The organism is Microbacterium sp. NRRL B-14842, assembly GCF_050470785.1.
The window spans coordinates 68,907-87,756 of the sequence record NZ_JBFLUM010000001.1; the positions used below are offsets into that span (position 1 = coordinate 68,907).

14 protein-coding genes and 1 riboswitch are annotated in these 18,850 nt (G+C 71.0%); of the genes, 11 read left to right on the top strand and 3 right to left on the bottom strand.

The features are described from left to right. Positions 1-28: 28 nt before the first annotated feature. Together hemL and AB1285_RS00355 are read left to right on the top strand one after the other, a co-directional pair. A complete protein-coding gene (gene hemL / locus AB1285_RS00350) occupies positions 29-1,351 on the top strand; it encodes a glutamate-1-semialdehyde 2,1-aminomutase (RefSeq protein WP_366237014.1) in 1,323 nt (440 codons plus the stop codon). 317 nt (positions 1,352-1,668) lie between these two features. Further along, entirely contained in the window at positions 1,669-2,118 is a 450-nt protein-coding gene (locus AB1285_RS00355) for a hypothetical protein (RefSeq protein ID WP_136052962.1), read from the top strand. A 49-nt stretch (positions 2,119-2,167) separates the two neighbouring features. Here AB1285_RS00355 and AB1285_RS00360 read toward each other — a convergent pair whose 3' ends face one another. After that, positions 2,168-4,135: an ATP-binding cassette domain-containing protein gene (locus AB1285_RS00360; protein WP_292797832.1), complete on the bottom strand. Its 1,968-nt coding sequence runs from the start codon at positions 4,133-4,135 to the stop codon at positions 2,168-2,170. Positions 4,136-4,245: 110 nt separating this feature from the next. Between AB1285_RS00360 and AB1285_RS00365 the strand changes: the two genes are divergently transcribed. The 3 genes from AB1285_RS00365 (at position 4,246) to AB1285_RS00375 (ending at position 9,592) form a co-directional block, all read left to right on the top strand. After that, positions 4,246-5,307 carry an enoyl-CoA hydratase/isomerase family protein gene (locus AB1285_RS00365; RefSeq protein ID WP_292797830.1) on the top strand — a complete coding sequence of 354 codons (1,062 nt, stop codon included), beginning with the start codon at positions 4,246-4,248 and terminating at the stop codon, positions 5,305-5,307. A gap of 212 nt (positions 5,308-5,519) precedes the next feature. Beyond that, positions 5,520-7,247 (top strand): ABC transporter ATP-binding protein, encoded by a 1,728-nt coding sequence (locus AB1285_RS00370; RefSeq protein WP_292797827.1) that lies wholly within the window; start codon positions 5,520-5,522, stop codon positions 7,245-7,247. After that, positions 7,244-9,592 (top strand): ABC transporter ATP-binding protein, encoded by a 2,349-nt coding sequence (locus AB1285_RS00375; RefSeq protein ID WP_292797824.1) that lies wholly within the window; start codon positions 7,244-7,246, stop codon positions 9,590-9,592. The genes AB1285_RS00370 and AB1285_RS00375 overlap by 4 nt, the downstream gene beginning before the upstream one ends. Positions 9,593-9,649: 57 nt before the next feature. On the opposite strand, the gene AB1285_RS00380 is transcribed toward AB1285_RS00375, so the two are convergent. Beyond that, entirely contained in the window at positions 9,650-11,131 is a 1,482-nt protein-coding gene (locus AB1285_RS00380) for a D-alanyl-D-alanine carboxypeptidase family protein (protein WP_370429003.1), read from the bottom strand. A 77-nt stretch (positions 11,132-11,208) separates the two neighbouring features. After that, a riboswitch (TPP riboswitch) is annotated at positions 11,209-11,320 on the top strand. Between AB1285_RS00380 and AB1285_RS00385 the strand changes: the two genes are divergently transcribed. The 5 genes from AB1285_RS00385 (at position 11,311) to AB1285_RS00405 (ending at position 17,150) form a co-directional block, all read left to right on the top strand. After that, on the top strand, positions 11,311-11,952 hold the full coding sequence (locus AB1285_RS00385; protein WP_187662552.1) for an ECF transporter S component: 642 nt from the start codon (positions 11,311-11,313) through the stop codon (positions 11,950-11,952). (Overlaps the previous riboswitch by 10 nt.) Then, positions 11,952-13,409, top strand: a complete 1,458-nt coding sequence (locus tag AB1285_RS00390; protein WP_313366523.1) for an ABC transporter ATP-binding protein — start codon at positions 11,952-11,954, stop codon at positions 13,407-13,409. Before AB1285_RS00385 ends, AB1285_RS00390 begins: the two co-directional genes overlap by 1 nt. Beyond that, the gene (locus AB1285_RS00395) at positions 13,406-14,197 is read left to right on the top strand and encodes an energy-coupling factor transporter transmembrane component T family protein (protein WP_187662550.1); all 792 of its coding nucleotides are present in this window, start codon (positions 13,406-13,408) and stop codon (positions 14,195-14,197) included. The genes AB1285_RS00390 and AB1285_RS00395 overlap by 4 nt, the downstream gene beginning before the upstream one ends. Positions 14,198-14,297: 100 nt before the next feature. Next, positions 14,298-15,668 (top strand): glutamate decarboxylase, encoded by a 1,371-nt coding sequence (locus tag AB1285_RS00400; RefSeq protein ID WP_187662549.1) that lies wholly within the window; start codon positions 14,298-14,300, stop codon positions 15,666-15,668. A gap of 9 nt (positions 15,669-15,677) precedes the next feature. Then, a complete protein-coding gene (locus tag AB1285_RS00405) occupies positions 15,678-17,150 on the top strand; it encodes an amino acid permease (RefSeq protein ID WP_232089111.1) in 1,473 nt (490 codons plus the stop codon). 7 nt (positions 17,151-17,157) lie between these two features. Here AB1285_RS00405 and AB1285_RS00410 read toward each other — a convergent pair whose 3' ends face one another. Beyond that, on the bottom strand, positions 17,158-17,883 hold the full coding sequence (locus AB1285_RS00410; protein WP_187662548.1) for an aminoglycoside 3'-phosphotransferase: 726 nt from the start codon (positions 17,881-17,883) through the stop codon (positions 17,158-17,160). A 134-nt stretch (positions 17,884-18,017) separates the two neighbouring features. Here AB1285_RS00410 and AB1285_RS00415 point away from each other — a divergent pair, with 134 nt between their 5' ends. Further along, positions 18,018-18,776: an SDR family NAD(P)-dependent oxidoreductase gene (locus AB1285_RS00415; protein WP_187662547.1), complete on the top strand. Its 759-nt coding sequence runs from the start codon at positions 18,018-18,020 to the stop codon at positions 18,774-18,776. Positions 18,777-18,850: the final 74 nt, after the last annotated feature.

Sequence of the window (18,850 nt, forward strand, 5' to 3'; positions counted from 1 at the left end):
GAGCTCCGTGCATCACGGAGGAGCCTCGATGACCGACCGCAATGACGACCTTTTCTCTGCCGCCCGTGCGGTGATCCCCGGCGGGGTGAACTCTCCGGTGCGCGCCTACGGGTCGGTCGGCGGGACGCCGCGGTTCCTCGCCTCGGCGCGGGGAGCGACCGTGACCGATGCCGCGGGCAACGAGTACGTCGACCTCGTCGCGTCGTGGGGCCCCGCGCTGCTCGGCCACGCACAGCCCGAGGTCGTCGCCGCGGTGCAGGAAGCCGCCACCCGCGGGCTCTCGTTCGGCGCTCCCACCGAGGGGGAGGTCGAGCTCGCCGCGCTCATCGCAGACCGCGTCCGCTTCGGCGAGATCCGTCCCGTCGAGCGTGTCCGGTTGGTCTCGACCGGCACCGAGGCCACCATGACCGCCATCCGCCTCGCTCGCGGCGCGACCGGCCGCGATCTGCTCGTGAAGTTCGCCGGCCATTATCACGGCCACTCCGACGGCCTGCTCGCCGAGGCCGGCTCCGGGGTCGCCACCCTCGCGCTGCCCGACTCGGCAGGCGTGCCCGCGCCGATCGCTGCGCAGACGCTCGTGATCCGCTACAACGACCCGGAGGCGCTCGCCGCCGTCTTCGCCGAGCACGGCCCGCGGATCGCGGCCGTCATCGTCGAGGCCTCGGCGGCGAACATGGGCGTCGTCCCTCCGCTGCCGGGCTTCAACCGCCTCATCGCGGAGACCGCCCACGCGCACGGCGCCCTCATGATCCTCGACGAGGTCCTCACCGGATTCCGGGTGCACCCGGCGGGCTTCTGGGGACTCCAGGCGGAGGCGGGGGAGGACTACCTGCCCGACATCCTCACCTTCGGGAAGGTCGTCGGCGGCGGTATGCCGCTGGCGGCCCTCGGCGGTCGTGCCGAGGTCATGGACCTTCTGGCGCCGCTCGGCCCGGTCTACCAGGCGGGCACGCTCTCCGGGAACCCGTTGTCGGTGGCTGCGGGCCTGGCCACGCTGCGACTCGCGACGCCCGAGGTCTACGCGGCCGTCGACGCCGCGGCCGCTCGGGTGTCGTCGGCGCTGGACCGCGCGCTCGGCGAGGCCGGCGTCACCCACGCTCTGGCGTCCGCCGGCAACCTCTTCAGCGCGTCTTTCCGGGCCTCCGCTCCGCGCGACTACGCCGAGGCGCAGGCGCAGGAGTCTTTCCGGTACGCCGCGTTCTTCCATGCGATGCGCGAGCACGGGGTCGCGCTGCCGCCGAGCGTCTTCGAGGCCTGGTTCCTCACCGCCGCGCACGGCGAGGACGAGCTCCAGCGCATCGAGGAAGCCCTGCCGCACGCCGCCCGGGCCGCCCTCACCGCGCGTCCCTGACTTCCGCCGCCGCTCCTCTTTCGCGCGAGGACAGGCGCCCGCGCGGGAACAGGCGCCACTGGACCCGGCTGCCTGAGGTCGCGCGGATGCCTGCGCAGGGAGCGGCGGTCGCGAGGTCGGCGAGATCAGGCGCTCGCGCGGAGTCAGGCTTGCGCTCCCGGTAGCGGCCTGTTCCGGCGTGGGCGCCTGTCCTCGCGGGAGGTGGTTGCTGCGGGTGGGCGTGCGGGTGGGCGTGTGGGTGATTCCGACAAGGGATCGTTGCGTTCCTGTGAGCAACTTCCAGCCAACCGGGAGGGCGGCGCTGGCAGACTGGGGGCATGGTGACGTTGTTGCTGGATCAGACGCAACTCGAGGTCGTGCTCTCGCCCATCGAACGTGCCGCCACCTTCCACCGTGAGAACGTCCGCATCGTGCGCGACACGATCACCAAGGTCCAGCTGACCGATGACGCCTGGACCTGGCTCCGCGGCGTCCCGAACCCGGGCACCCACATCCCGGGCGTGCTGGCGGCGGGGAGCTGGAAGGCCGCGGGCAGCCTCGACTTCGTGCTGATCCGTCGCCGTCGCCCCAGCGTGGTCGTCGACCTCGAGGGCGACCCGCAGTACAACCGGCTGATCCTCACCACCCGGCACGGCCTCGCGCTCACGCAGGCTCTCCGTCTCCCCGTGTCGGAGGAGCCCGCGACGGTCGAGGAGATCGTCGCCACGGCCCCGACTCCCGTCTCGAAGGGCAGTCGCCGGCCCGTCATCCGGCCCCGTCCGGCCTGACCTCACACACGAACGCCCTCCCGATCGGGAGGGCGTTCGTGTGTGCGGTTCAGCCGTGGTTCTCGTCGGAGCGCGCGCCGTGGTCCTCGTCCGTCTGCGCGTCGGGTGCCTGCTCCTGACCTGGAGCGTGCGCACCGGGCTCCTCCGAGGACTCGTCGTCCGCGGATGGCTGCTCCTCGGACGATGCGGTCTCGGCGGGGGCGTCGCCCTCCGCGGACGCGAGCGGGTAGTCCCTGGGCTCGTCCTCGTAGTAGGCGCGGGCGGCGGCGGCGAGCATGGAGCTCACGGCCGCGGATCGCGGGTCCTCGTCGTCGGTCGCGGGATCGGATGCCTCTGCCGGCTGCGTCGTGTCGGCGGTCGCGGTCTCGTCGTTCGCGGCGGACGCGGCGTCGAGCTCGGAGAAGAACTCCACGCCCGCGGGCTCCGGTTCGTCGGCCGCGGACTCCGCGTCCTCGGTGCCGGTCGTGTCGTCGGCGGCGTCGATGTCAGACGGAGTCTCGGGGCCCTCGATCTCGGCTCCATCTGCGGGGACGGACGCGGCGGGTGTCGTCTCGTCCGACTCCCCTGGGGCGGGAGCGTCCTGTCCCGCCGACTGCTCGGGCGATGTGCGCGCCTCCGCCGTGTCTTCGTCCGCCATCTCGGCGGAGGATGCCGCGAACAGGGCGGCGAAAGAGCGTCGCGGGGACTCGGTCGCGGGCACCGGCGCGGGAGCGCCGAAGAGGATGTCGTCGAACGAACGCGAGGAGTCGGACTCCGCGTCGGACGCGGTGTCGGGCTCCGCATCCGTCTCCTCCTCGGCATCGCTCAACGTCAGCGCCGCGGTCTCCTCGACCACGGGGATGACCTGGACGGTCTCGTCGCCCGCAGCGGTCTCGACCACGGTCACGAGCTGGGTGGTCTCGTCGTCGACCGGGCCCTCGGCTCCCGCCGTCTCGTCATCGTCGCCGGACCCGGTGGCCGCGGCATCGCCGGGGATCTCCGTGCTGAGGTCATCGGCGAGAGCCGCGGCACCGCCGGCCGCGAGAGCGGAGGCGGCGGCACCGGCGGCCGCATCGCCTGTCGTGACCGTCTCGGTCCCGGTCGAAGCGTCTTCCGACGGTTCGACCGCCGGAGCGGTGTCGAACCGGCCGCCGCGCATGAGGTCGATGAAGACGTCCTCCAGCGTCGGGCCGCGCTGCACGAGCGTGCTCAGAGCGATACCGGCGTCCGCAGCCACGGCACCCACTCGGCTCGCGTCGGTGCCGCGCACGGTCAGGCCGGAGCGGAGCACCTCGATGTCGAACCCGGCGGCGACCAGTGCGGTCGTGAGGCCCGGGCGATCGACGGAGTCGACGACCACCGAGCCGCCGGCCGGATCGGCGAGGGTCTCGATGCCGCTCGACAGCACGAGGCGCCCCTTGGAGAGCACGAGGACGTGGTCGGCGACCTGCTCGATCTCGCTGAGCACGTGGGACGAGACCAGCACCGTGCGGCCTTCGTCGGCGAGGCGACGCATCAGCAGACGCATCCAGCGGATGCCCTCGGGGTCGAGACCGTTCGCCGGCTCGTCGAACACGAGCGCTCCGGGGTCGCCGAGGAGCGCGTGGGCGACGCTGAGGCGCTGGCGCATGCCGAGCGAGAACCCGCCGATGCGCGTGTCCGCTTCGTCCTCCAGGCCGACCAGGGAGATCACCTCGTCGACGCGGGCGAGGCGGATGCCGTTGGCCTTCGCGGCGATGGTGAGCTGACGACTCGCGGTGCGGCGCGGCCGGTAGGCCGTCTCCTCCAGGACCGCGCCGATGGTGCGCAGCGGCTGGCGCAGCTCCGCGTACGCGACGCCGCCGATCGTGGCGGTGCCAGACGTGGGGCGCACCTGGCCGAGCAGGATGCGCAGGGTCGTCGTCTTGCCCGCGCCGTTGGGGCCGAGGAAAGCGGTGACCGCGCCGGGCTCGACACGTGCGGAGAAGTCCGAGACGGCCGTCACCTCGTTGAAGCGCTTCGTCACATTCGTGAACTCGAGCACCTGTCCTTCGGGCATCCGGGACCTCTCGTTGCGATGAACAGTTCCTCCTATCCTGCCGGAAAACCGCCCCGGAACCCGCATTTCGTGCGGAATCCGGCCGCATGCGACGGGGTAGCCTGGCACCCGTGACCGATACCCCCGCCGCGCCCCGTGTCCTCATCCGCACCGAAGGAGCGCTCGGGCGGCTCACGCTCAACCGCCCTGAGGCGATCAATGCGCTCGACGAGGACATGATCGCGGCCATCACGACGGCGCTCGTCGCGTGGCGCGACGATTCCGACGTGCAGATCGTCCTCATCGACGGTGAGGGTGAGCGCGGCATGTGCGCGGGCGGCGACGTGCGCCGCCTGCACAGCCAGATCACGTCCGGTCATCCGGAGCAGTCCGCAGAGTTCTTCCGCCGGGAGTACGCGATGAACGCCATGATCGCGGAGTACCCGAAGCCCGTGGTCGCGCTCGCCGACGGCATCACCATGGGCGGCGGAATCGGTCTCGCGGGGCACGCCGCGATCCGCGTGGTCACCGAGCGCTCGAAGCTCGCCATGCCGGAGACCCGGATCGGCTTCACGCCCGACGTCGGCGGCACGTGGCTGCTGGGGCGGGCGCCGGGACGGCTCGGCGAATACCTCGGTCTCACCGGGGCCACGATGAACGGTGCCGACGCCGTGTACGCGGGCTTCGCCGACCACTTCGTCCCCTCCGACCGCCTCGATGCGCTGCGCGAGGCTCTGGCGTACCGCGCCGATCCGACGAGCCCGAGCGAGATCGTCCTGCTCTTCGACGAGACGCCGGAGCCGTCCGCGCTCGCCGACGCGCGGGAGTGGATCGACGAGGTCTTCGCCGCCTCGACCGTGCCCGAGATCCTGGAGCGGCTGCGTGCGCTCGGCTCCGATGAAGCGGCCGCCGTCGCCGACCTGCTCGACGGACTGGCCCCGACCGGCCTCGTCGTGACCCTCGACGCCGTGCGGGAGGCACGGGGGATGAGTGGGCTTCGTGCCGCGCTCGAAGGCGAGTACCGCCGGGTGCTGTGGTTCGTGAACGAGCACCCCGACCTGGTGGAGGGCATCCGGGCCCAGGTGGTCGACAAGGACCGCAACCCGAAGTGGCAGCCCGCCACGCTCGCCGAGCTCGGCCCCGACGCCGGGGCGGCCGCGCGGGACTACGTTCCGCAGCCCGCGCTGTTCTGACGATCACGGCCCCGGTCACGACCGGGAAGTCCTTGATCGCCCGCGTGCAGAAATGGGCGGCGAGACGGGGGAGTGGTTCGCTGTGAGCGAAGGTCCTCCCGGAGGGGGATCCGAATGTCGCCGCTTCGTGGCACCCTGTCCTATGGCCGGTCGTCGGTCGGCATCCGTCTGCCGGGAGACCCGCCGCCTCCTCCTTCCTAGAAAGTCCGCCTGTGCTGGGAAAACTCCTCCTCCGATATCTGTCTCGCTACAAGTGGCTCCTCGTCGCCGTGCTGGTCTTCCAGTTCGCCAGCGCGGCCGCGACCCTCTACCTGCCCCGCCTCAACGCCGACATCATCGACAAGGGCGTCGCCCAGGGCGACACCGCGTACATCTGGCGCACCGGCCTGTTCATGCTGGCCGTGTCGCTCGGCCAGATCGTGGCCTCGGTCATCGCGACCTTCTTCGCCGCCCGCGCCGCGATGGGGGCGGGTCGTGACATCCGTGCCGACGTGTTCGGCAAGGTCAGCGGCTTCTCCGAGCGCGAGGTCTCGCAGTTCGGCGCCGGTTCCCTCATCACCCGCAACACGAACGACGTGCAGCAGGTGCAGATGCTGGCGATGATGGGCGCGACGATGCTCGTCACCGCGCCGCTGCTCGCGATCGGCGGCATCATCTTCGCCGTGCAGACCAACGCCGGGCTGAGCTGGCTGATCGCCGTCTCCGTCCCGGTGCTGCTCCTCCTCGCGGCACTCGTCATCGGCCGCATGGTCCCGCTGTTCCGCAGCTACCAGGGCAAGCTCGACAACGTGAACCGCATCATGCGCGAGCAGCTCACCGGCGTGCGCGTGGTGCGGGCCTTCGTCCGCGAGCGCATCGAGGAAGAGCGCTTCCGCGGCGCGAACACCGACATCATGGTCGTCGGCCGCAAGGTCGGCTCGCTGTTCGTGCTGCTGTTCCCGCTCTTCATGCTCATCCTCAACGTGACGGTCGTCGCCGTCATCTGGTTCGGCGGCATCGAGGTCAACAACGGCACCGTGCAGGTGGGCACCCTGTTCGCCTTCATGCAGTACATCGGTCAGATCATGGGCGGCGTCATCATGGCGAGCTTCATGGCCATGATGATCCCGCGCGCCGCCGTCTCGGCCGAGCGCATCGGCGAGGTTCTGAACACCGAGTCGACGATGACCCGTCCGGCGGACGGCGTCACCGTCTTCCCGACGCCGGGCGCCGTCGCCTTCGACGACGTGTCGTTCACCTACCCCGGTGCCGACGCCCCGGTCCTCACCGGCATCAGCTTCGCCGCGGAGCCGGGCGAGACCGTCGCCGTCGTGGGCTCCACCGGGTCGGGCAAGACCACGCTCGTCTCGCTCATCCCGCGCCTGTTCGACGTCTCCGGCGGCTCCGTGCACGTCGGTGGCACGGACGTGCGGAACGCCGACGTCGAAGCGCTGTGGGACAGCATCGGCCTCGTGCCGCAGCGGCCCTTCCTCTTCACCGGCACCGTGGCCTCCAACCTGCGCTACGGCCGCGAGGACGCGACGGACGAGGAGCTCTGGCACGCTCTCGAGATCGCTCAGGGTCGTGACTTCGTCGAGGAGATGCCGGACGGCCTGGACTCCCGCATCGCCCAGGGCGGAACGAACGTGTCCGGCGGTCAGCGACAGCGCCTCGCGATCGCGCGGGCCATCGTGCACCGGCCGCAGGTACTCGTGTTCGACGACTCCTTCTCCGCACTCGACCTCACGACGGACGCCCGTCTGCGGCAGGCATTGTGGCGGGAGCTTCCGCACGTGACGAAGATCGTGGTCGCGCAGCGCGTCTCCACGATCACCGACGCCGACCGCATCGTGGTGCTCGAGGGCGGCACGATGGTCGGAGTCGGCACCCACGAGGAGCTGCTGGAGACCAGCGAGACCTACCGAGAGATCGTCGAGTCGCAGCTGGGGGTGGACGCATGAGCGAGCAGGACCCTTCGACAGGCTCAGGGACCCAGGGTGCGGGCCCTTCGACAAGCTCAGGAACCCAGGGTGCGGGCCCTTCGACAAGCTCAGGGACCCAGGGGGCAGCGGCGCGGCGCCGCGGGCGAGGGAAGGCCCCGGCTCCCACGGCCGAGCGGGAGCTCACCGCCGAGGAGCAGTACGAGGCGGAGCTCGCCGAGCAGGCTCGGCAGCACTCCGGCGACTGGGACAGCGTCGCACCGGGCAAGGCCGACAACTTCGGCAAGAGCTTCGCCCGGATGATCGGGCTGCTCAAGCCCTCTGCCGTCTGGTTCGTCTTCGTGTCGATCCTCGGAGCGATCGGGGTCGTGCTGACCGTCGCCGCGCCGAAGGTGCTCGCCGAGGCGACGAACATCGTCTACCGCGGCTTCATCTCCATCCAGCTCGGCCAGCCGAGCGGCGACTTCCCCGGATTCCCGGCGGGGACGCCGCAGGACGTGGTGGTCGACGCGCTGCGTGATGCCGGACAGACCGACTTCGCGAACCAGGTGGGAGCGCTCGGCGACTTCCGGGTCGGCGACGGCATCGACTTCGACGCCCTGCGCTGGGTGATCGCGGCGGTCCTCGCGATCTACGTCGTGGCCGCGTTCCTCAGCTGGCTGCAGGGGTACGTCATCAACGTCATCATGGTCCGCACCATGTGGCGCCTGCGTGAGGCCGTCGAGGCGAAGATCAACCGGTTGCCGCTGGCGTACTTCGACAAGGTGCAGCGCGGCGAGCTGATCTCCCGCGTGACGAACGACATCGACAACATCACGCAGACCATGCAGCAGTCGCTGTCTGGTGCCCTGACCGCCGTGCTGACGGTGGTCGGCGTGCTCGTGATGATGTTCTCGATCTCGTGGCAGCTCGCGCTCGTGGCACTCGTGGCGCTTCCGCTCATGGGAGTGATCTTCGGCGTCATCGGTCCGCGGTCGCAGAAGGCCTTCGGCACGCAGTGGCGCAAGGTCGGGCGGCTCAACGCCCGGGTCGAGGAGGCCTTCTCCGGGCATGCCCTGGTCAAGGTGTTCGGCCGCGAGCAGGACGCCCTGGACAAGTTCAAGGCCGAGAACGAGGAGCTGTTCCAGGCGAGCTTCAAGGCGCAGTTCCTCTCGGGCATCATCATGCCCGCGATGACCTTCGTCGGCAGCCTCACCTATGTCGGCATCGCGGTGCTCGGCGGCCTCATGGTCGCGAGCGGGCAGCTGCGCCTCGGCGACGTGCAGGCGTTCATCCAGTACTCGCAGCAGTTCACGCAGCCGCTGTCCGAGCTGGGCGGCATGGCTGCGGTCGTGCAGTCCGGCACGGCGTCGGCGGAGCGGGTGTTCGACTTGCTCGACTCCGACGAGCAGGAGGCCGATGCCCCCGACGCCCCCGCGCTCCGCGAGGGCGAGGGCGTGATCGAGTTCGAGAACGTCTCCTTCTCGTACTCGCCCGAGCGTCCCCTCATCACCGATCTGTCCTTCCGGGTGGAACCGGGGCAGACCGTCGCGATCGTCGGCCCCACGGGTGCGGGTAAGACGACGCTCGTGAACCTCATCATGCGGTTCTACGAGCTCAGCGGCGGCCGGATCATGCTCGACGGTCAGGACATCTCGACCATCACCCGGGACGAACTGCGCTCCCGCACCGGCATGGTGCTCCAGGACCCCTGGCTCTTCGCCGGGAGCATCCGCGAGAACATCCGCTACGGCCGTTCGACCGCGACGGACGAGGAGGTGCTTGCCGCGGCGAAGGCGACCTACGTCGACCGCTTCGTGCACGCGCTTCCGGACGGGTACGACACCGTGCTCGACGAGGACGCGTCGAACGTCTCGGCCGGTGAGCGCCAGCTCATCACGATCGCGCGGGCCTTCGTGGCGCAGCCGTCGATCCTCATCCTGGACGAGGCCACCTCGGCGGTCGACACCCGCACCGAGCTGCTGCTGCAGAACGCGATGGCGGCGCTCCGGCACGGACGGACCTCGTTCGTCATCGCGCACCGTCTGTCGACCATCCGCGACGCCGATCTCATCCTCGTGATGGAGCACGGCGACATCGTGGAGAAGGGCACGCATGACGAGCTCATCGCGGCGCAGGGCGCGTACTGGCGGCTGTACCAGTCGCAGTTCGAGCAGGCGGCGACTGACCTCGATGCGGAAGCGGCTCTCACCGGCTCGTCTCCGGTGGTCGTGACCGGCGAGGCGGACGCGGAAGCCAGTGCCGAGGAGCAGGCGGCGGACGCCGTGGCGGGAGCAGCCGTCGGCGCCCAGGTTCCGGCGGCCGAGTCCGCAGCAGCGCAGGCGCTTCTCGACGACGGCGCGGACGGCTCCACGCCCCGCGCCTGACCCGCTTCACGCACGATGCCCCACTCCGGATCCGGAGTGGGGCATCGTCGTCAGGACTCAGTCGTCCCCGGAGATGCCGAAGAGCTCGAGCGGGTGGGTGAGCCGCCACCACGGGCTCGGACCGTCCAGGTCCTCGTCGAGGACGAGCGCGGTCTCCGTGCTGTCGACAGGGCCGGTCGTGGTCAGGGTGCCGACCGTCCCGTCCGCCTCCCGTTCCTCCCCGAGGTCGAACACCGTCGATGCGGTCGCGCTCGCCCCGTTCCACATCACGACGTCGGCGTCCTCGCCCGCGACCACGTCGACGCGCTCACCCCAGGCGGTGACCACGCGCCCGACCACCGTGCCCGCCGGGACGGCCGGGCCCTGGGCCTGCAACGCCGCCTCCGTCTGGGCGAACAGCGCACGGGTGAGGGCGAGACGCGCCTCGTCGTCCTCCTGGTTCAGCGCCGCGGCGTAGAGCCGGACCGTCGAGTCGCCGACGGCGACGTCCTTGGCGGTCAGCAGATTCCACCCGACGAGGGTGCCCGTCTTGATGCCGACGACACCCGGATCGGCGAGCATCCCGTTCGTGTTCTCGACCTTGCCTGCCCCGGGCAGGTCGACAGACCGGGTTCCCACGATCTCGGCGAACACCGGGTTGCGCATGGCCATCTCGCCCAGGGCCACGAGGGCCTCGGGGGTGGCGACGTTGCGTTCATCGAATCCCGACGGCGTCACCACCGTGATGCCGGAGAGCCCGCGTTCGCCGAGCCAGACCTCGGCCGCGGCCGCGAACTCCCCGTCGGACCCCCAGATCTCCGACGCCAGCCGGTCGATGTAGTTGTTGGCCGAGCCGAGCAGGGTGCCCTGGAGAAGCTGGTACTCGGTCAGCACTCCACCCACGGGGACATCGAGTGCGGACTGATTGGCGATCCGGTAGTCCCAGTAGCGGATGCTGTCGGCGTACGAGAAGGCGAACTCCGGACCCTGCTCCCCGGGGGCCAGCGGCAGACGATCCAGCACCATGAGGCTGCTGACGACCTTCGTGATGCTCGCGATGCTCACCGGAGCGGTGGTGGACGCCGCGGTCGTCATCCCGGCGATCCCGACAGCGCCGTCGCCGACCGCGGGCCAGGCGAGCGCGGCGGTGGGGGCGGCGACCGGGGTGAACTCGACGGCCTGGACGGTCGGGGCGACCTCGTGCAGCGGCCAGAGCAGCGTGGTGCCGGCGTAGGAGGCGACGAGGCCGACGAGCACACCGAGCGGGACGAGCAGTCCGGGGCCGGCGATCGCGGGTCGCAGTTTCGCGTCGCGCAGCAATCCCGTCTCGTCCTCCGTGCCGGCCGAGGCGTCGAACTCGGGCGTCGACGACTCCGCGGCGACGAGCGACGGGTCCACCCAGGTCAGCGCGGTCGCCGGAGCCGACGCATCGGCCCACGACACCGCTTCCGTGACCGGAGGGTCGAGCGCGGGCTCGGCGGACACGGGTGCGGAGTCTTCGGGCCGCGCGTCGACGTCGACGCCGCCGGACGCCTCTTCAGGGGGATCGGAAGCGGTCACTCGCTTACGGTACCGAATACCGCCCGGAATCCGCCGTGCGCGGCTCGGGACGCGCGGGCGGAACGGGGTAGGATCGACAGCACAACCACGGGAGTCCGGCGAGCCGGGCTGAGAGGGAGCGAATCGCGCTTCGACCGTCGAACCTGATCTGGGTCATGCCAGCGCAGGGAGGAGTTCACATGAGTACGTCCACGTCCGCATCCGCGTCTGCGAAGAGCACGGCCGTTCCGGCGCGCGGCTATCTGCGCTGGCGCGTCGTCGACATCGTCGTCGCCAGCGTCCTCGGCGTCGCCGCCGGTCTGATCTTCCTGGCCTGGAACGTCGGATACCTGGGGCCGAAGGCCCTGCTCGAGCCGTTGCTTCCCGGCCTCCAAGGGCTCCTCGACGGCCCGTGGCTCTTCGCGGGCGTGCTCGGCGGGCTCATCATCCGCAAGGCGGGCGCCGCGATCTACGTCGAGCTGCTGGCCGCCGTCGTCTCGGCGCTCATCGGCAACCAGTGGGGCGGCTTCCTCACGCTCGAGGCAGGCCTCGTGCAGGGACTCGGTGCCGAGCTGATCTTCCTGCTGTTCTTCTACCGCCGCTGGTCGCTGCCCGTCGCGATCCTCGCCGGTGCCGGCGCTGCGCTCGCGGGCGGCATCAACAACCTCGTCCTCTGGTACGCCGGCTCCGGTCCCGCCTTCACCGCGATCTATCTCGTGAGCACCGTGATCTCCGGGGCGGTCATCGCCGGTGCGCTGTCCTGGGTGCTCGCGCGCGGCATCGCGGCGACGGGGGCTCTCGACCGTTTCGGCTCCGGGCGCGAGGCGCGCGTGCGCGTCTGATGTCGTCCGAGCAGGTCGCTCCCGCCGGCGTCGAGGCCCGGGGGTGGGGGTGGCGACACGCGAGTCGCCTCGCCTGGGCGCTGCGCGATGTCTCGTTCCGCGTCGAGCCCGGCGAGCGGGTTCTCGTGCTCGGGGCCTCTGGCGCGGGCAAATCCACACTGCTGCACGGCCTCGCCGGTGTGCTCGGCGGCGAGGAGGAGGGGGAGAGCGAGGGGGAGCTGCTCATCGACGGCGGCCCCGCCGTGGCCACCCGCGGTCGGGCCGGGCTCGTCCTCCAGGATCCCGACTCGCAGGTGATCCTCGCCCGCGCCGGCGACGATGTGGCCTTCGGCTGTGAGAACCTCGGGGTGCCGCGGGCGGAGATCTGGCCTCGTGTCGAGGCGGCCATGGCGGCCGTCGGCCTCGACGTGCCGCTCGACCATCCGACCGCGGCGCTCTCGGGCGGCCAGAAGCAGCGCCTCGCCCTGGCCGGCATGCTCGCGATGCGCCCCGGACTCGTGCTGCTGGACGAGCCGACGGCGAATCTCGATCCCGAGGGCGTGCGCGAGGTGAGGGATGCGGTGGAGCGGATGCTCGCCGCGCGTCCCGCCACCCTCGTGGTCGTGGAGCATCGCCTCGAGGTGTGGCTGCCCCTCCTCACGCGGGTCATCGTGCTCGGCGCCGGCGGGGTCGTCGCGGACGGCACTCCCGCGGAGGTGCTCGGCACGGAGGGGGAGCGCCTGGCGGCGGACGGCGTGTGGGTACCCGGCCGCCCGCCGGCCGAGCCCCCCGCACCACGCGCGGCGCCCGGGGACGTGCTGCTCTCGGCGCACGGGCTGGCTGTCGCACGGGTGAAGGGGCGTCCGGTGGCGCACGACATCGACCTGGACGTGCGTGCCGGCGAGGCCCTCGCGATCACCGGGCCGAACGGCGCGGGCAAGTCCACGCTGGCCCTGACCCTCGCGGGGCTCCTCCCTCCCGCAGGGGGAGCCGTGATCGCGGCGCCGTCACTCGCGCAGGGGGCCAATCCGTCTCCGATCCGGTGGGCGTCTCGCGAGCTCCTCACACGGATCGGGATGGTGTTCCAGGAACCGGAGCACCAGCTCCTCGCCCAGACCGTGCGCGACGAGCTCGCGGTCGGTCCCCGCGCCCTGGGCGTCCCCGATGACGAGGTGTCTGCCCGCGTCGACGAGCTGCTCACCCGCCTGCGGCTCGCGCACCTGGGTGCGGCGAATCCGTACACGCTCTCGGGCGGGGAGAAGCGCCGCCTGACGGTCGCGGCCGCGATCGCCACGAGACCCCGGGTGCTGATCCTCGACGAGCCGACCTTCGGCCAGGACGCCCGGACCTGGGCCGAGCTCGTGGCGATGCTCGCCACCCTCCGGGACGAGGGATCGGCGATCGTCACCATCACCCACGATCTCGATGTGGCGCGCGCTCTGCACGCCACCCGGTTCGTCCTGGGGGCACCGGCATGACGGCGCTCGCCCCCGCCCCCACCCGCACCGGCGTCGTCGCCCGCATCAATCCGGTCGCCAAGCTGGGCGTGAGCGCGCTCATCGCCGTGCCTCTGGTCCTCACGCTCGACCCGGTGTCGGCGGCCGTCGCCCTGGCACTCGAAGCGGTGCTGTTCCTCTTCGCGGGCATCGGCTGGCGGGAGTTCTGGGTGCGCACGTGGCCGGTCTGGCTCGCGGCGCCGCTGACCGGTCTCACCATCGCCCTCTACGGCGAGACGAGCGGCACCGTCTACGTCGACTGGTTCGTGCTGCGCATCAGCGAGGGGTCGCTCGCGCTCGCCGTCGCCACGATGCTGCGCGTGCTCGCGATCGCCCTGCCCTCCGTGGTCCTGTTCATCACGGTCGATCCCACGGATCTCGCCGACGGCCTCGGGCAGATCCTGCGGCTTCCGGCCCGATTCGTCCTCGGCGCGCTCGCCGGCCTGCGCATGGTGGGACTGTTCCTCGACGACTGGCGTGCTCTCGAACTCGCCCGTCGCGCGCGCGGCGTGGCCGACCGCGGGCGCATCCGGCGCTTCCTCGGCATGGCCTTCGCCCTGCTCGTGCTGTCGATCCGCCGGGGCGCGAAGCTCGCGACAGCGATGGAGGCGCGGGGCTTCGGCGCCCCCGGCCGTCGCACCTGGGCGCGGGAGTCGCGCTTCGGCGCGCCCGAGTGGATCCTGCTCGCCGTCGGGGCGGCGATCTCCGCGACGGCGATCGCCGCCGCGGTCGCGACCGGAGCCTGGAACTTCATCCTCGGGCCGTCCTGACCCTCACCCCTTTCGGACGAGGGTCCCTGGAGGTCGGTCAGAGGCGGGGCTGGCGTCCGCAGGAGACAGTGCCATCGACACCGACCGAAAGGGACGTCCCATGAGCATCTCCTCCGCCGACGACCAGCCGCTCTTCACGCGGCCGGGCGAGGCCACCGTCGCACCACGACACGTCATCCCCGACACCGAGTCGCTCCCCGCGACGGCGAAGCAGATCGTCGAAGACGAGACGATCCTCGACGGCAACGCACGCCTCAACCTCGCGACCTTCGTCAGCACCTGGATGGACGACGAGGCGAAGCAGGTCTACATGGCCTCCTTCGACAAGAACATGATCGACAAGGACGAGTATCCGCAGACCGCCGCCATCGAGGACAACTGCTGGCACATGCTCGCGAACCTGTGGAAGGCCCCGGATGCGGCGCGCAGCATCGGCACGTCGACGATCGGCTCCTCCGAGGCGTGCATGCTCGGCGGTCTCGCGTTCAAGCGTCGCTGGCAGCAGGCCCGCCGTGCCGCCGGCAAGGACGCCTCCACGCCGAACCTCGTGATGTCGAGCGCGGTGCAGGTGTGCTGGGAGAAGTTCTGCAACTACTTCGACGTCGAGCCGCGCTACGTGCCCATCAGCGAGGAGCACAAGACGCTCGACGGCCACGATCTCGAGAAGTACGTGGACGAGAACACCATCGGGGTCGTCGCCATCATGGGCGTCACCTACACCGGCATGTACGAGCCGGTGGCGGAGATCGCCGCGGCGCTCGACGCGATCCAGGAGAAGACCGGCCTCGACATCCCGATCCACGTGGACGGCGCCTCCGGTGCCATGATCGCTCCGTTCCTCCAGCCGGACCTCGTGTGGGACTTCCGGCTGGAGCGTGTGCACTCGATCAGCACCTCGGGACACAAGTACGGTCTCGTCTACCCCGGCCTCGGCTGGGTGGTCTGGCGCGACGCGCAGTGGCTGCCGGAGGATCTCATCTTCCAGGTGAGCTACCTCGGCGGGGAGATGCCTACCTTCGCCCTGAACTTTTCCCGCCCCGGTGCTCAGGTGCTGCTGCAGTACTACCTGTTCCTCCGCCTCGGGTTCGAGGGCTACCGCGCGGTGCAGCAGGCCTCGCAGGACGTGGCGAAGTTCCTCTCCGCGGGCATCGCGAAGCTCGACGCGTTCGAGTTGTGGAACGACGGCAGCGACATCCCGGTGTTCGCCTGGCGCCTGAAGGACGGGCACACCGACAAGTGGACGCTCTACCACCTGCAGGATCGGCTCCGGATGCGCGGCTGGCTCGTCCCCGCGTACCCGATGCCCGCCGATCTGGAGGACCTCACAGTGCAGCGCATCGTCGTGCGCAACGGGCTCAGCATGGACCTGGCCGCCGAACTGCTCGACGCCATCACCGCCGAGGTGGCCCACCTCGACGCGCTCACGGCCCCCATGCCGTCCGACCACCCCGACTCGGCGTTCCACCACTAGGGGGCCGAGATGTCTGCTCCGCAGTCCGGTCCGACCGGCGCCGCGCCCGCGCCGCGCGTCTCCCGTCCCGCCGTCGCCGTCCTCGGCATCGGCCAGCTCGCCCTGCTCACCCTCGTCGTCGTGGCGAGCCTGCGGTCGCTGCCCGCGATGGCGATCTACGGCCTCGGCAGCATCACGCTGTACCTCATCCCCGCGGTGCTGTTCCTCGTCCCCACCGCCCTCGTCGCCGCGGAGCTGGCGACGGGGTGGAAGGGCGGGGTGTACGTCTGGGTGCGGGAGGCCCTCGGCAACCGCTGGGGATTCACCGCGGTGTGGCTGCAGTGGATCCAGAACGTCGTCTGGTTCCCCACGCAGCTCGCGTTCGTGGCCGGCGCCCTCGCCTTCGTCTTCCTCGACCCCTCGCTGTCCAGCTCCGGCTTCTTCACGGCCGTCATCATCATCGTCTGCTACTGGGGCGCCACGCTCGTCACGCTCCGCGGCGGCGACCTCTTCGCCAAGCTGGGCTCGTGGGGCGGCATCATCGGCACGCTGTTCCCGGCGGTGCTGCTCATCGTGTTCGGGGCGGTGTGGGTCTTCAGCGGGGAGAAGAGCCAGGTGCCGCTCGAGGCCTCGGCGGTGATCCCGCCGTTCACGGGTCTCGCGTCCATCGTGCTGATCGTCTCGAACGTGCTGGCCTACGCCGGCATGGAGGTGAACGCGGTCCACGTGAATCAGATGAAGGATCCCGGCAAGGGCTACCCGCGCTCGGTGTTCCTCGCCGCCGGCCTCATCCTGCTCGTCTTCATCCTGCCCACCATCGCGATCGCGGTCGCGGTGCCGAAGAAGGAGCTCGGGCTGACGAACGGCATCATGCTCGCGTTCGGGGAGTACTTCGACCACTGGGACATGGGATGGGCGACGGCCGTCGTGTCCGCGCTCATCGCCGCCGGTGCTCTCGCCTCGGTCGTGACCTGGGTCGCCGGTCCCTCCAAGGGCGTGCTGGCGGCCGCGGAGACGGGACTGCTCCCGCCGCTGCTGCAGAAGCGGAACAAGGCCGGTGTGCAGTCCGGCATCCTGATGCTCCAGGGAACCATCGTCACGATCCTCGCGGCGATCTTCATCATCGTGCCCAACGTCAGCGCCGCCTTCGTGGCGCTCATCGACATGGCCGCCGCGCTGTACCTCATCATGTACATGCTCATGTTCGCCTCGGCGATGGTGCTGCGGCGGAAGGCGCCGGACGTCCCCCGTGCCTACCGGGTGAAGGCTCTCCCGTTCGTCGCCGGCGTCGGGTTCTTCGCCTGCCTCGCGGCGTTCCTGCTCGCCTTCATCCCGCCCGACGGCTTCACCGCGTTCCCGGCCGCCGCGTACCCGTGGATCGTCGGTGTCGTGATCGTCGTGCTCGGCGCTCCGCCGTTGCTGTTCTACGCGCTGCGGAAACCGTCGTGGGACCGGCGCCCGGCCGACGGGAGCCTCCTCAGCGACGCCCACCCGGAGGCGTGAGCCCGGCTCAGGACTCGTTCCAGAGTCGTCGGTAGTACTCCAGCCTCGGGCGGTCGGGGTCGACGCCGTAGGCCGCGATGAGCGTGTCCTCCCACCCGGGACCGAAGTTCCACAGCGTGCTCATGGCGGCCACGGCGATGTCGGCCCACCGGTCGGCGACCCCGAGCGCGGCGAGGTCGACGTGGGCGACCGGACGGCCGTCGTCGTCGAGCAGGGTGTTGGGAAGGCACGCGTCGCCGTGGCAGACCACGAGCCGATCGACCGGCGGGGGCTCGTGCAGGTCCGTCGGCACCGTCGTCCCGCGGGCGGCGGCGTTCGCGATGCGCTCCGTAGGGCTCCACGTCCACGGGCACTCCGCGACGGGGAGGGCGTCGTGCAGGAGGCGCAGACCGACCCCGACCGCGCGCACGGCGGTCTCCGGAGACGACGCCCAGCGCGGATCCACCGCACTGCTGCCGGGGAGGGCTGTCGTCACGAGCCACTCGTACGCCTCGTCCTGGCCCTGGGAGATCACCTCGGGCACGGTGGTCCAGGTGCGGGCCCAGCGCATCCGCTCGGCCTCGTCACGCATGTTCGCCTCGGGATCGAGGGGACCCCATTTGATGTAGCGGCCGTCATCGGTGCGGAAGGTCAGGCCGCCGAGCGCGTTGCGCCACGCGGGGGTCAGTGCGGCCCCGGCGGCGAGTTCGCGCACCCGGGCGGGGACCTCGACGGACGCTGCGGGGATGCTCACCCGTCCATCCTGCCGGAACGCCGGTGTCGTAGGCTCGGGGGCGACGCGGCAGGCCTGCGGTGACACCAAGAACCGCATAGGCTGGGACTGCGTTCCATGCATGTCGCACGACGACGTTCGAAGGAGAACATCAGATGCAGATCAGCGGACAGGGGGCCCTCGTCACCGGCGGCGCCTCCGGACTCGGACTGGCCACCGCCCGTCGGCTCACGGCCGCGGGCGCGCACGTCACCATCATCGACCTCGCCTCGTCGAAGGGGGAGGAGGTCGCGGCGGAGCTCGGCGGTCTCTTCGTCCCCGCCGACGTGACGAGCGTCGACGAGGTCAAGGCCGCCGTCGCCGCCGCACAGGCCGCCGCACCGCTACGGGTCGTCGTGAACTGCGCCGGCATCGCCCCGCCCGCCAAGGTGCTCGACCGGGACGGCACCCCCGCCGTCCTCGCCGACTTCGAGCGGATCGTCCGGATCAACCTCGTCGGCACGTTCAACGTGATCTCCCAGGCCGCCGCCGTCATCGCCGCGAACGAGCTGCACGACGAGGAGCGGGGCGTGGTCGTGAACACGGCGAGCGTCGCCGCGTTCGACGGGCAGATCGGGCAGCCGGCGTACTCGGCCTCCAAGGGCGGGGTGCACGCGATGACCCTGCCGATCGCCCGCGAGCTCGCCCGCCACGCCATCCGGGTGTGCACCATCGCCCCCGGGATCATGGAGACGCCGATGCTCATGGGGCTGCCGCAGGAGGCGCAGGACTCGCTCGGTCAGCAGGTGCCGTTCCCCGCTCGCCTCGGACGCCCCGACGAGTACGCCGCCCTCGTGCAGCAGATCGTCGAGAACGGCTACCTCAACGGCGAGACCATCCGCCTCGACGGCGCCATCCGCATGGCCCCGCGGTGACCCCTCCCGGTGTTCGAATCGCCTGAATGACCCGATTCGAGCCGGAAATCCAGCCAATCACGCGATTAGAAACG

Bases quoted from the DNA above. Each gene is read 5' to 3' on its own strand.
- hemL (WP_366237014.1), top strand. From the start codon at position 29: ATGACCGACCGCAATGACGACCTTTTCTCTGCCGCCCGTGCGGTGATC.
- AB1285_RS00355 (WP_136052962.1), top strand. From the start codon at position 1,669: ATGGTGACGTTGTTGCTGGATCAGACGCAACTCGAGGTCGTGCTCTCG.
- AB1285_RS00360 (WP_292797832.1), bottom strand. From the start codon at position 4,135: ATGCCCGAAGGACAGGTGCTCGAGTTCACGAATGTGACGAAGCGCTTC.
- AB1285_RS00375 (WP_292797824.1), top strand. From the start codon at position 7,244: ATGAGCGAGCAGGACCCTTCGACAGGCTCAGGGACCCAGGGTGCGGGC.
- AB1285_RS00385 (WP_187662552.1), top strand. From the start codon at position 11,311: ATGAGTACGTCCACGTCCGCATCCGCGTCTGCGAAGAGCACGGCCGTT.
- AB1285_RS00390 (WP_313366523.1), top strand. From the start codon at position 11,952: ATGTCGTCCGAGCAGGTCGCTCCCGCCGGCGTCGAGGCCCGGGGGTGG.
- AB1285_RS00395 (WP_187662550.1), top strand. From the start codon at position 13,406: ATGACGGCGCTCGCCCCCGCCCCCACCCGCACCGGCGTCGTCGCCCGC.
- AB1285_RS00400 (WP_187662549.1), top strand. From the start codon at position 14,298: ATGAGCATCTCCTCCGCCGACGACCAGCCGCTCTTCACGCGGCCGGGC.
- AB1285_RS00405 (WP_232089111.1), top strand. From the start codon at position 15,678: ATGTCTGCTCCGCAGTCCGGTCCGACCGGCGCCGCGCCCGCGCCGCGC.
- AB1285_RS00415 (WP_187662547.1), top strand. From the start codon at position 18,018: ATGCAGATCAGCGGACAGGGGGCCCTCGTCACCGGCGGCGCCTCCGGA.